General features: G+C 48.5%; 7 protein-coding genes. 4 read left to right on the top strand and 3 right to left on the bottom strand.

The features are described 5' to 3' along the window. Positions 1 to 684 precede the first annotated feature (684 nt). Together HY774_25195 and tnpB are read right to left on the bottom strand one after the other, a co-directional pair. Entirely contained in the window at positions 685 to 1,653 is a 969-nt protein-coding gene (locus tag HY774_25195) for a hypothetical protein (protein ID MBI4751793.1), read from the bottom strand. Next, positions 1,650 to 2,999, bottom strand: a complete 1,350-nt coding sequence (gene tnpB, locus HY774_25190) for an IS200/IS605 family element transposase accessory protein TnpB (protein ID MBI4751792.1) — start codon at positions 2,997 to 2,999, stop codon at positions 1,650 to 1,652. Before tnpB ends, HY774_25195 begins: the two co-directional genes overlap by 4 nt. Between tnpB and HY774_25185 the strand changes: the two genes are divergently transcribed. After that, positions 2,976 to 3,260 carry a hypothetical protein gene (locus HY774_25185; protein ID MBI4751791.1) on the top strand — a complete coding sequence of 95 codons (285 nt, stop codon included), beginning with the start codon at positions 2,976 to 2,978 and terminating at the stop codon, positions 3,258 to 3,260. The genes tnpB and HY774_25185 overlap by 24 nt on opposite strands. Before the next feature lie 21 nt (positions 3,261 to 3,281). Here HY774_25185 and HY774_25180 read toward each other — a convergent pair whose 3' ends face one another. After that, complete coding sequence (locus HY774_25180; protein MBI4751790.1) at positions 3,282 to 3,590, bottom strand: hypothetical protein; 309 nt, start codon at positions 3,588 to 3,590, stop codon at positions 3,282 to 3,284. A gap of 133 nt (positions 3,591 to 3,723) precedes the next feature. On the opposite strand from HY774_25180, the gene HY774_25175 reads away from it, so the two are divergent. The 3 genes from HY774_25175 (at position 3,724) to HY774_25165 (ending at position 13,657) form a co-directional block, all read left to right on the top strand. Beyond that, positions 3,724 to 5,250: an amidohydrolase family protein gene (locus tag HY774_25175; protein ID MBI4751789.1), complete on the top strand. Its 1,527-nt coding sequence runs from the start codon at positions 3,724 to 3,726 to the stop codon at positions 5,248 to 5,250. 211 nt (positions 5,251 to 5,461) lie between these two features. Then, positions 5,462 to 10,981, top strand: a complete 5,520-nt coding sequence (locus HY774_25170) for a carboxypeptidase regulatory-like domain-containing protein (protein MBI4751788.1) — start codon at positions 5,462 to 5,464, stop codon at positions 10,979 to 10,981. Positions 10,982 to 11,941: 960 nt separating this feature from the next. Continuing rightward, entirely contained in the window at positions 11,942 to 13,657 is a 1,716-nt protein-coding gene (locus HY774_25165) for a hypothetical protein (protein MBI4751787.1), read from the top strand. Positions 13,658 to 13,782 lie beyond the last annotated feature (125 nt).

Here is a 13,782-nt window from a genome sequence, read left to right as displayed (position 1 = left end):
TTGCAGGAATTTGTGAGACTTGACTGACGGGTATTGAATTCTGTTTTATTTTTTATACCTATCTCTAACTAACCATAACCAGTTATGTCAGAGGTAAATTTTTTATACCTGATGAAAAAAGACTTGCCTTCTAATACTTTGTGATTTAGACTGCCGCCCTGATCCGAGTTGAAAGCCATCACCTCAAACCTGATTCACCATTCTTTGCCGAAGCGGATAATTTCTGCTTTCGATCAAAGAACCTTCAAAAAGCATTCCCGGATGCCTTCGGACCAGGACCTGAACGGCGAGGCCACGGGATAGCGGATTGGGTAGTCAATCCGGTACGGGTGACTCGTCTGGAAGGACTGTTTCAGCCTCTCCAAGATGGGAAACCACGTGCGAACACCAATCATATGTTTGAATCAGTCGGACACAACCTCCAATTCCGATCCCTGGTCTCGGGATGAAGGTTTGTCAGATTTGATTATATGTTTGGTAACTATGGCCGGTCTACGGACGATTTGGACGACCTGGACTTCACCGGTACATTTTCGTGCTCATCCAATTTGGAAGGATTTCCCAAGTTGAAAAAGGTTAAATCATTGAGAAATAAAACTTTCAACGATTTAACCTTTTTTTGACCTCAAGCAATAAAAGTATCTTGAGGTTATCTGGATCACCCGGTTACGCCGAGATTCCAGTTTAGCGATTCATTATATATACATTTGAGGTGCGCCCACCGGCCCTGACTGTGATTTGGTTTTCTCCAGGCTTCAGGTTGAGTTTCTTTTCACTTTTGGTCAAGGAAATTTGGGCTGGCGAAGACCGGGTAATAAATTTTCGAACACTCCGATCATTGATCACAACATCGAGGTCATTTGGGGTAAAACCTGTTCCGTCAATGGTTAAAGTCCGGTCAGCAAACGAGGCGTTGGTAATCTTCAGTTCGGATTGAGATGGAGCAACTTTGGCAATTCCTTTGATGATTCGAACAGCATTGCCATCGCTCAACAGCAAATTGCCATCCCTGTCAATACTGAGACTGCCCGGATTGACAAAGGAAGCCTGAGCTGCCGGGCCACCATCTCCGTTTGACCCGGTTTGGGGCATCCCGGCCACAGTCGTAATCAATCCCGTTGAAACATCCACCCGACGGATGCGGTTCAACCGGCTCATCGTTTCAAGAGAGACTCCTTGTGTGGCCACAAAGAGATTTCCCTGGGCATCCACGGCCATTCCGGTGATTGACAGGCTCACCTGTGTGGCTGGTACGCCTTCGCCATCAGACGAGCAGTCAGGAAAATCAGGATGACACCCATTTCCAGCCACAGTTGTGATGATGCCTGTTTTGCCATCAACGCGGCGAATTTTTGTCCCATCATCAACCAGATAAAGGTTCCCGGAAAGATCAATCGCAATAAAACTCACAAAAAGTTTGGCCCGAATCGCGGGGATGCCGTCCACTCCGGGTTGCCCGGATTTAGCACCAGCAACGGTCGAAATTTTCCCGGTTTGCGCATCAACCCGGCGCACGCGCCCATTCCCCTGATCGGCAATAAATAAGTTCCCTGCCTGATCGAAAACCAGCGAGGTTGGATCAACCAACTGGGCTTGAACGGCAGCACCGCCATCACCGCTAAATCCTCGGATAGTTACCAAAAATATAATCAAATCTGACAGACCTTCGTCCCGAGACCAAGAATCGGGACTGGAGGTTGTGTCTGACTGACTGACCAATACATTTGGTGTTCGCACGTGGCTTCCCGTTTGGAAGTCCCTGAACCGGCCCTTCCAAACGGAGTCACCCGTACCGGATTGACTACCCAATCCGCCATCCCGTGGCCTCGTGCGTCCGGTCCTGGTCCGAAGGCATCCGGGAATGCTTTTTTGATAAGGTTGAGTGCGGCATTGACATCGGCGTTGAGGAGCAACCCCCGACCGGTCCGAAACAACCCGCGATGAATTCGTTTTCCGACATAGCTGGCTTGTTTTTCAACCACTTCGCCATCGAGGAAGGAACATTTCGAGGTGTAACTTTCCTCAATCGTCACGACTTTGATCCCGACCGACTGGCATTTATAGGTTAGCATCTCGATCAACCGGGCATGTGGAATCGCCGTAAACTGTTGATTGACCACGCTTCCGAGGGCGACATTTTGTTTCCAGAGGTCGTTTTTGCCGATCACCACCGTGTCAATCCGATACTGGAGGCACAGATTGACGATCATCCGCGAACTCTGGTGCAGGGCATTCTCGATGCGGCGGTTGCGTTTGGCGGTCAGAATTTTGATTTGGGTTGAAGTTGATTGATCTTTTGGGAGTTGCGATTGGAGTCGGGCTTTGTGTTGATGGTAGCGCGCATTGAGACCCTTGACCGGGCGACCGTTAACCAGCACCGGTTTCACTTCCGGACAGTTTGAAGCTATCGTGGCCAGATTCTCAATACCAAGATCAATCCCGACGATTCGGTTGGAGGAACTGGGTTCCGTCACATCCGGGAGTTCATACATCACTTCCAGCACATACGAAGTGAGTTCCGGCACGATTCGCACCTGCTGAATGTGGTTTCGGGGAATCCGGGTTGGGAAGGATAGGTTGGTTTGGGAGGGGTGGATCACACCCCGTTTCAAGGCTTTGCGGCTGACGGCCTGAGTGGTGTACACCACCACGTTCCGGCCCGTCGCTTTGGGTTTGTACTTCGGGATCTTTGGTTCAGCCAGGAATTTGTCACGGTCGCGGGCATATTCGGCAGTGGCGGCAAAATAGCTGGTCCAGTCCTGGCACACCTGTTTCAAAACCTGCTGACTCACTTTGGCCGGCAATCCCCGGTACGCGTCGCTCGTTTTCAATCGGACATCGAGTTGTTCATATGAAAACACCGTCCCCACCTCGAAAAACCGTTGTCGCTGTTCATAGAGCGCCAAGTTGTAGAGGTTCTTTGATCGAAAGCAGAGGTCATCCGCTTCGGCGAAGAATGGGCAATCAGGTTTGATGTGATGTTTTTCAACTCGAATCATGGCAGTAGTTTAAATTACCTGGTATTAAATGGCAAGTCTTTTTTCATCGGTTATAAAGAAGTTGCTTTTGACGTAACTGGTGGTGTTTGGTTAGAGATAGGTATAAAAAATAAGACTGAATTCAATACTCATCAAAATATCTGTCTTCCCGTTGCGCCAGAAAACAGGGATCGCACAGCGGGTAGCGGTGGCCAATCGGAAGCACTTTTGCGCAGTCACGACACCGCCGGCGTGGGGTCTTTTGCCGAAGCAACTCGTTGATTCGCAAGCTGGTATGGGTACTTAGGGACCCAGAAGAAAATAAAATCCCATGGGGAACTGGCGGGTACCACTCAACGTGGAGTATCTGGCCCTGAACCCTGAACCCTGAACCCTGAACCCTGGTGGTATGATATTTCCATCCGACTCCCTTAGCGCCTGAATGGTCCCGTCTGATTCGCACAACTCCGGGTAGTGCCGCGCCAGCCAGGCATAGACCACAAGCAGGCGCGAGTAGCCTTCAAGAAATTCCAATATGTCAGATGTCTTCACCAGGAGGGATACCACCTGACGGTTGGCAATCTGGCGCACCCACTGGCCAAAATGAGACATCTGGACATGATCCTGGCATCAGCGATGCCAGTTCACTCCGTTGCGGAAAGGCCCTTACCTTGACAACCAACCACTCTGCCCTGATATTGCTGCCTGTCACTTCAAATTCCGTCACTGGTTCAATTCTCAATTTATGAAACAACTATTCGCTTTCAGGTGGTGTATTGTCTTGTTGTTCCTGGTTATATCTCCAATTGTTCAAGCCCAGACAACAAAGGACTTTATCCTTCAAAACGGAGTCCTCATCACCAATATCACAGTAATTTCGGCATCGGAACAAAAAGTAAAAACCTTTGTCGGACACGTCATCCTTGATGAGGGTACAATCCTGTATGCTGGAAAAAAACGCCCGATGATCAAAGGCAACGTCCAGATCATCGAAGGCAAGGGCAAATACCTGGTGCCGGGTTTGATTGACTCACATGTTCACGTCAACACACCAGTTGGATTAACTGACGACGACTTTGAAAATAACCCAGAGCTGGTCAACAGCTATTATCGGCAACTACCAAGAACATATCTGTATTATGGGTTTACATCACTCATTGATCTGAATTTGACCAGCGGTTCAAGAAAGCGGTTTGAAGCAGCCGAAATCAAGCCACGCTTGTTCGGCGTGGGAGGCATTCGTGTCTTGGATGGCTATGGACCCAATTTCTTTCCCAAACCGCTCAGATACAAAATGTTTCCCGATTGGGTGTACAACCCCGAGCAACTGGCTGATGTCCCGGAAAACACTGACCTGACCCAGCATACGCCCAAATTTCTCGCCAATAAACTGAAACAAACCGGCATGATCGGTATTAAAACCTATTTTGAACGTGGCACCTGGTCTAAATCCGAGCTTCCGGTTCCAAACGATGACGTATTAAAGCAACTGGTGGATGAATCGCATGCGCTGGACCTGCCAGTTATTATTCATGCTCCATCAGCCGAAGGCTATCAGAAGGGATTGAACGCCGGAGTTGATATTTTCGCCCACGGGCTCTGGTACTGGAACACCACTTCCCCGCTTGATACAGAGCCAGGCCCGGAAGTCAAATCCACACTCAAGCAACTTGGTAACTCTGGCAAATATGTCCAGGCCACCATGCGTGTGATTTCGGGTGAAATTGACACATACACGTGGTCGCTGGTAAGCCATCCGGAATTGAAAAACGCCTTGCCCAGTGCGCTGATCGAACACCTGAAGTCGGAAAAAGGCAAAGCCTCGCAACGGTTTTTGATTGAGACCTACACTAAAAACCGGAAAGACCCGACTATTGATCTTGAAACCTACCTCCACACGGTTCAAAAGCGTTTTTTCAAGGCCATGAAACTGGCAATTCAATCCAAAGTGAACTTTATTTTTGGGTCTGACACTCCCGCCGAAGAAGGTGTCGGTAATGTGCCTGGGTTCAACGGTCAGTTGGAACTCAAGGAACTCCACGCTGCTGGCCTGAGTCTCGAACAAATCTTCCTGGCTGCAACCACCCGCAATGCCAAAGCCTTTGGGTTGGAGAAAAAACTTGGCTCGATTGAACCGGGAAAACTGGCTGATTTGTTGATTTTAAAAGCCAATCCGCTCAAAACAATCACCGCTTATGGCGAAATTGAAACCGTGGTGATTTCCGGTAAAGCCATTCCGCGCCAGAATCTGTCAGCCGTTAACTTCAAATAAGCCCATAAGATAGAGTCACCTTGCCCACGTAACCAGGATGGAGCAGGCCAAAGAATGGAGCATGGAGCAAAGAAGAGATTGAAACCAGTTTCTTCATTCTCAATTCTCAATTCTTCAGGAACCATTTCCTATCCATCGCGTCAACAGCCCCGAAACGAAATCTACAGAGCGCGTCCATTTCAGAATCAATTCAATTCGGGGAGAAAATCCAATGTCTGCACAGGCTGCTTTTTGTCGCACCGCACCTGTCGGGTTTGCCGTTCGCAACCGACTCTTTGCACTCGGACTTATCTTATTTGGAACACTGGGGTTCTGGTTTTTTAACAACACGTCGCAGGCAGATGCTCCGGCCAAACTGTCAGCCGTTTTTCGACCGGGAACGCTCGAAGTCACCATTCCCTACCTGACCAGCCAGAAACTTGGGCGCGGCACGCTCAACGTAGAAATTCTCGGCCCAGACAATAAAGTGATTGCCAGCCATTCTGAAAGTGATCAATTGAGCGCCGGTGAACAGGGTGTCTGGAACTTCAAGCTTGCGATTCCAGCCACACTCCAGCGCGAAGACATCGTCTGGCATCGTCTCCAGTACCGGTTTTCAAGCCCCCAATCTGCCGCTGATGCCGAGCCCGCCGGGATTTATGCGATTTCATCCATTCTGCGCTACCCGGTCGTCAGAGTCCTGGGTCAGCAACAATATGGCGTCGGAAGTCCCTCTGCCGTTCGACTGGTGGCCGTTGACGGACTCGATGGCTCGCCGCTGACCGAGGGCACGTTGCAACTGGCACTCAAGACTGACAAAACCGAATTTCAGCTTGGCAAAGCCGATCTCGACACCCACGGAACAGTCAATCTACCGCTCAATTTCCCAGCCGAAACCGTCGGCAAAGCCAGTCTGAAAATTAACGTAGACACACCCGTCGGCGCTCAAGAACTCCTGCAACCAATCACGCTGGTTCGCCGCGAAAGCATTCTCATTACGACAGATAAACCGATGTATCAACCCGGCCAGATGATCCACCTCCGCGCACTGGCGCTTGATCGGTTTACTCGTGCCGCCGCCAACAATCGTCAGGCAATCATCGAAATCGAAGACGCCAAAGGCAACAAAGTCTTCAAGCGCCGCACGCAAACCGATGCCTTTGGCGTTGCCTTTGCCGATTTTCAACTGGCGGATGAAGTCAACATGGGTGCATACAAACTCCGGGTGATTTTGGGTGCGGAAAACGACCCGAACAGCATCACCCAGGAACGAACCGTCACAGTTGATCGCTACGTGTTGCCCAAATTCAAAATCGAAATCGCCTTTGACGGTGATGCCCAGGGTCAAAAACGGCGTTATTACGCCCCTGGTGAGACGGTTGCTGGTACAATCACCGCCAAATATTTGTTTGGCAAACCGGTTTCAAACGGCAAAGTAACGCTCAAACTTTCCACGTTTGACGTGTCGGCAGTTGAACTCGGCAACCTTGAACTCCAGACCGATGCCGACGGAAAAGCCCATTTCAGCAGCCAGTTACCCGCCAGTTTTGCCGGAAGCAGTTTTACCCAGGGGAGCGCCCCCGTAGCCTGTGAAATTTCGGTCAGCGACACCGCCAATCACACCGAATCGAAAAGCGAACAATTGCTGGTTTCCTCCAATCCGATTCTGATACTGGCCGTTCCGGAAAGCGGCAAACTGGTGCCGAATCTGGAAAACAAGGTCTACATTTTGACCTCATCACCCGATGGCGTGCCGGTTTCGGCCACGGTGACGGCCAAAGGGCTCACGCCGGGTGTCATCCAGACCGACGCCAATGGATTTGGCATGGCCACCGTTTCGGCCAAAGCCCAGGCCGTTGAACTCGCCCTTGAAGCCCGCGACGCGAGCAGCAAAACCGGAAAGGCCACGCTTTCACTATCACCTGAAGCACCAACCGAAGACAGCCTGCTTGTGCGCACCGACCGCGCTACCTACAAAGTTGGTGAAACCGTGGCCATTACCGGGATTTCCACGAAACAAAAAGGGTCGCTCTATCTCGACATCATCAAAGACCGCCAGACGGTGCTCACCACGGCGCTCGAACTTGAAAACGGCAAAGCTGAATTTCCACTCGATTTGTCCACCAATCTGTTTGGAACGCTGGAGTTACGGGCTTACACCTTTGGCCGTAACGCCGACCCGATCAGTGACCGGAAGCTGATTTTCGTGGATCCAGCGGATGACTTAAAAGTGGCGGTTTCGACGCCGAAAGAAAGCTTTAAACCCGGTGAAAGCGCCGTGCTCAACTTCACCGTGACCGATGCGGCTGGTCGTCCGAAACGCGCGGTCATTGGGGTTGAAATCGTGGACGAAGCGGTGTTTGCACTCTCGGAAAAACAGCCTGGCTTTGAGAAAATTTTCTTCTATCTCGAACAGGAACTCCTCAAGCCGCGCTATGAAATCCATAGCTTTTCGAGCGATGAAATTGTTCCGGCCAACCTGACCGAACCCGTCCAAATGGTGCGCCGTGAAACCGCCGCCCGAGTGCTGCTCGCCGCTGCAACCGAAATCAACCCGTACACGGTCAAAACCGATGCCGGGCGTGATTTCCTCTCGGCCAAACAAAACGAATATGCGTCGAGTTACTACCAGATCAACTATGTACAATCCACGAAACTGGTTGAAAACTTGAACCGCTACTTTACCGAACAACGCGTCACCCGGTTTGAACTCCCCGGCGATTTACCGAAAGCCGTCAAAGCTCATTACTTGAAGCAAAGCGACTTGCTTGACCCGTGGGGAAAACCGTACCAGTTTGGAAATCAATATTCGTACAATTACGGCGCGCAACGTTACAGTTACGGCTATGTCCAGAGCTTTGGCCACGATGGGATACAAGGCGGCCCAACCGATTTTTCAATGCTCTATTATCTCACGCGTCCAGCGTCAGAACTCAAAACAGGTGATGGATTTAACGGCAAAGTCAAAATTGAGACCAATGCCAATCTGCGCAACGGCGAATCGTTTGTGGTCGGCAAAGTCACTGAATCGAACGGAAACGCCATTGCCCAGGCTTCGGTCGTTCTTTCTCGATTGAACAGTAAAGGCAAGGCCAAACAAATCATCCGCTCGATGGCAACCGATTCAAGTGGAACATTCACCGTTTATAATCTTCCAGCGGGAACATATCGGATTGAAGTCCGCTCGGCTGGATTCCTCGGCACGGCCACAACGTTCACGCTGACCAATCAGCAACAGGCAGCAATTGAAGCGCGGCTGACGGATGACACTTCGTCACCGCTTCAAATCAGCCTGAATTATCCATATGGTGGCGATTCAAGCGAAGTCGTCACCCTGGCCAATGGCCGCGTCCAACAAAAAAACAAGGTCATGCGCCGGGCAAAGGCTGGGATGGAAGGTCAGTTTGGTGATGCCGTCGGTGGCGCCCGGCCACCAATGCCCGCTGCCGCTCAACCCGCCAATGAAGCATTTTTCAAGGCTGACGGTCCGGCTGATGCCAAAAAAGAAGCCCGCTTCCGCGAGGATGAACGCGCCAACAAAGATTTGGATGACGGCATTATGAGCAAGGAATCTGGCGGCGGTGGCGGCGGTGAAGAACCCCGCGTCAGGTCGTACTTCCCGGAAACGCTCTACACCAATCCAAGTTTGATTACCGACGCCAATGGTCAGGCCCAGTTGACCGTCCCAATGGCCGATTCAATCACGACGTGGCGCGTAACAATGACGGCTTCAACCCAGCGCGGACAGCTTGGCTCGGGAACAGGCGGCGTGCGGGTGTTTCAAGATTTCTTCGTTGATCTTGATTTGCCGGTTTCGCTGACTCAGGACGACATCGTGTCAGTGCCGGTAGCGGTGTATAACTACCTGCCGACGGCGCAGCAAATCGAACTGAAATTGAAAGAAGACGCCTGGTTTATCCTGGTTGATGATACACCAGTGAAAACCCTGACCGTTGGTCCAAACGAAGTCACCGCCGTCTATTATCGTGTCCAGGCCAAAAAGATCGGCAACCAGCCACTGATGGTGACGGCGTACCTGCGCGGGAACACCAGTTCGCCGGGTGATGCGGTGTCGCGCACGGTCGAAGTCATTCCAAACGGCGAAATGCAGGCGCTGGTCGTCAATGACCGTCTCGAAGGCAACAAACAGCACACGTTGACGATTCCGGTTGGCGCAATTGACGATGCCAGCAAACTGATGGTGAAAATTTATCCGGGGCCGCTGTCGCAGGTGGTCGAAGGACTCGACAGCCTTCTGCGGATGCCCGGCGGCTGCTTTGAACAGACGTCATCTTCGACCTATCCGAATGTGCTGGTGATGGATTACCTGAAAACCACGAAGAAGATTGCGCCTGAAATCCAGGTCAAGGCCGAAGGGTATATCTCCCTTGGCTATCAACGGCTGGTCACGTTTGAAGTCAAAGGCGGCGGGTTTTCGTGGTTTGGCGAAGCGCCAGCCAACAAGATTTTGACTTCCTACGGGTTGATGGAATTTTACGACATGTCCAAAGTCCACGAAGTTGACCCGCGTTTGATTTCGCGGACGCAACAGTGGCTCGCTTCGCAACAGCAACCGGACGGCAGTTTCAAACCGGACACGTCCTTTATCAACGAAGGCGCGACCAATCAATTCAACACGGATGTGGTGCGGATTACGGCCTACATCGGATGGGCATTGGCCTACACCGGGTATCAGGGAGAGGCGATTGATAAAGCCAAACGCTATGTCGAAAGCCACACGACGGGCAAAGAAGACGCCTATACCGAAGCCGTAATTGCCAACTTCGCCGCCGATTACAAAACCGATAAAACCTGGGCAGATCGAACGGTTGGAAATCTGGTCGAATCGGCCACCCAGCAAAATGACATGATGTTTTGGGAAGTCGGCGGCAAAACCCCGACTTACGCCAGCGGAGACAATGCCGCAATTGAAACCACCGCGCTGGCAACGCAAGCCGTTATCAAGTGGGGACGCGCCAGCGACGTGGCCCGCAAAGCACTGGCCTATTTGACGAGCAAGAAAGATTCATTCGGCAACTGGCAATCCACCCAGGCTACGATTTTGTCGCTCAAGGCATTTTTGCTGGCCCAAAAAGCCGCTTCATCGGGTGACACTCGCGGAACGGTCGAAGTTTTGGTCAACGGCCAGCCAGTGCATCGCTTCACGATTGACGCCGATAATCAGGACCTGATGCAGCAGGTTGACCTCAAACGCTGGACGCAGACCTCCGGGGCACATCAGGTTGATTTGCGGTTTAGCGGCCAGGGCAGCCTCCTCTATCAAATCGTCGGACGGTATTACATGCCGTGGGTGGCCAGAAAAACCAGTGACGGCGCGGGTGCCGAACCGCTCAGCATCAAGGTTGACTATGACCGCACGCGACTGGCGCAAGATGACATCGCGACCGCGAAAGTAACGGTTCGTAACAATCAGAATTTGAATGCCGAACTCGTGATGGTGGATTTGGGAATTCCTCCCGGATTTGAACCGCTGGCCGAAGACCTCCAGGAACTGATGGGGCTCAACGCCGGTCAACAAGGTGGCCACGTCACCAAGTTCACCGTCACTGGCAAGCAGATTATTTTGTACTTTGACGCCTTCAAAGCACGGCAAACGGTGACCTTCAATTTCAGACTGAAAGCGAAATATCCGCTCAAAGCCAAAACGGTTTCGTCGCGAGTGTATGAATATTACAACCCGCAGAAAGGCGGAAACGCCGTGCCGGTCGAGATGGTGGTAACTTCTAAATAAGCCAGCGGCTGAGAAAACCAGGGCTGAGGGCGGAAGACATCGGGCTGAGGGCTAGGGGCTGAAGAATTGGTTTTCTTTCATCCCTCACCCCTCATCCCTCATCCCTTCCTTTGCTCCGAGTCCGTTGCCTTCCGCCCCAAGCCCTGAGCCTTTCACGTGTAGGATTTTTGATTGCCTCTCAGTGAGACAAGACACTTTGTGAATTGGATTGAGCATCCCGAAGGGCTGCCGTTCAGATAGCTGGTCGGTGCTCAGCTACAGCGAGCTACCACTTGTGAATTGGATTGAGCATTCAGAAGGGCTACCGTTCAGATAGCTGGTCGGTTGTTCAGCTACAGCGAGCGACCACTTGTGAATTGGATTGAGCATCCCGAAGGGCTGCCGTTCGGATAGCCGGTTGGTTGCAAGGCTTTGCGAGCTACCACCGGAAAAAGGTTCGTTCCTCCAACCCTCCCCACGTCGCCTGCGCCCCTGCGGGGCGCAGGCGACGTGGGGAGAAAAGAGAAGATAATCTGGAGTCCGGTGGTAGGCCCAAAGCGGCCAACCGACCGGCTATCCGAACCGCAACGCTTCGCGGTGCAAAACCAAAAAACCTACACGTGAAGGCAGCCCCGAGCTTGCGAGTCTTCCGCCCCAGTCTTGCCATTTGCCTTTCCAGCCACTTCACTCTTCACTTCTGAACTCGCTGGTTTGGCAAATGGCATTATTTCTTTTTGGTTATTCCCTTCCAAAGTTCCTCCTGCACGTAGGTCAAATTTTTTTATTTCCGCACACTTTCCTATTTAACAATTAACGCAAATTGATCTATACTGTGAATCATTGGTCGGTTACGAGCAAACTCGAATTTACTATTTCGATTGATTAAATAAGTAAGCAGTCAGGATTTGATATCATAAGTAATACAAATAAATTCTCTTACTTAAGATCTAATCAAATGCTTCAATGTAAAAAGGGAAATTCATGAAATTTGTTCCTTTAAGCTCAGTGCGAAATTGGGATATAGTAAAAGGGTATTGGTGTCCAATTTCTTTTAATATGATATGTCCAAATTGTTCTTTAAATAGCAACATAGAGAATAATCCTGTTAACTTTAGTATTCCAAAGTTAGAAACTGAGTTTGATAGCTTCCAAAAGACATTAACAAGTGAATCAAAATGTCCTGAATGTCGAAATAAGATTTATTTATGGATAATTAACCCATCAAAAGATTTTGACAATAAAGACTGTGATGGAATTTTATTTTTTCCAATAACTTTTTCAGAAAATTCATATTTAAAGGACTACATGATTTCTAGTTCTGATGTTGAAAAATGGGGTAAACATAAAGGAACAGATCATAAAAAACAATATCCAGAAGATATTAGAATAACCTGCCCTCATTGTAATATTCCTACGATATTCAGAGAATCGATCTTAGGAGAATACGACAAAAAACGAAACACTGTATCTAGCAGTGCGAATTGTTTAAATTGTAATAAAAAGGTTCTTTTTTGGACTATTAATCCAACTGAAATCGATCAGCCTTCAAAATGTAAAGGAATTCTTTTTTTTGCGGAGAAGCAAAAAATTATTAAATCATCTGAAACTAAGCCTATAATCCCCAAAGAAAACCTTGTAGAAAATGATATAATCAAACCAATTACTGAAGAGGTAGCCAGGAAATTCAATACACCTAAAGAAGAAGCTCCAAAAAATAATATAACATCTATTAAAGAAGAGGTAAACATGAAACTTGAATCAGAACATTTGAATAAAATTATAAAAAATAAAAATGGAAGCACAGCAGCACAAGTAATATTTATGGATATTGAAAAATATTCAAAACGCAATTCATCAAACCAAAAAAAAGTGATAGATAAATTTATAGAACTTATCAAAAATGCAATAGCTGAAATTAAACAAATTAACGAATTTGCTGAATATGCAACTGATAATGGTATCGAATTCGATACAGATATTATAAAAATTCCAACCGGAGATGGCCTAGCTATTGTTTTTACATTTATCGAAGATAAAACTACAACACTCCCACTTCAGTTTGCACAAAAATTATTACATCTAATAAAATCAAATAATAAGAAATTTGCTTGCGTGCAATTTCAACGTGAAAATTGGTGTAATGACCACAATCATTTTAAGTTAAGAATTGGAATTAATGAAGGAAATGGCATTGTATATAAAGATGTAAATAGAAACTATAACTTTGCCGGGACTACAATAAACATGGCCTCAAGAATCATGGACTTTGCTGATGGAATGCAAATTCTTTTTTCTGAAAACGCATATCAGAAATTAGTAGATTTTGACCATACTTTGACTGATAATTTCAAAAATTCAATAGAGATCGAGGTAAAATTTGGAATAAAATTAAAAGTTCGTCAATATTTCTCTTCAGATTATGAATATATAAATTCAGAATCACCACAAAAAATAAATCAGCATGAAAAAATTATCTGCCCAATTAATTCTCGTATCAATTTGCCTAAAATGGATGAGTGGGAAATAGCTTTACAAGCAAAAAACATCCTATTAATTGGTCACAATCTGAATTATATTACAAAGAATTTTGAAAGTTTTTTTAGAGATTTTTTATTTAAAAAAAATGGAATACTTAGACTTCTTATAATAAATCGTGAAAATAAAGAACTCCTTAAAACAATGGTGCTCATCGGCTAATACTGTGATTCTGAATCGGCTCAAATTTGGCGGTTAAAAGCTCGCGAAAGGTCCAGACATGGTCGGTTAACCCAGCGGCGATCCCTGGGGTCCGGGGTTTCCATTTGGGATGAATCACACCCGAG

It is taken from the genome of Acidobacteriota bacterium (assembly GCA_016208495.1).
Taxonomy (GTDB): Bacteria; Acidobacteriota; Blastocatellia; order Chloracidobacteriales; family Chloracidobacteriaceae; genus JACQXX01.
The sequence above is the reverse complement of the archived record's forward strand: the minus strand, read 5'-3'. Positions and strand labels throughout refer to the sequence as shown.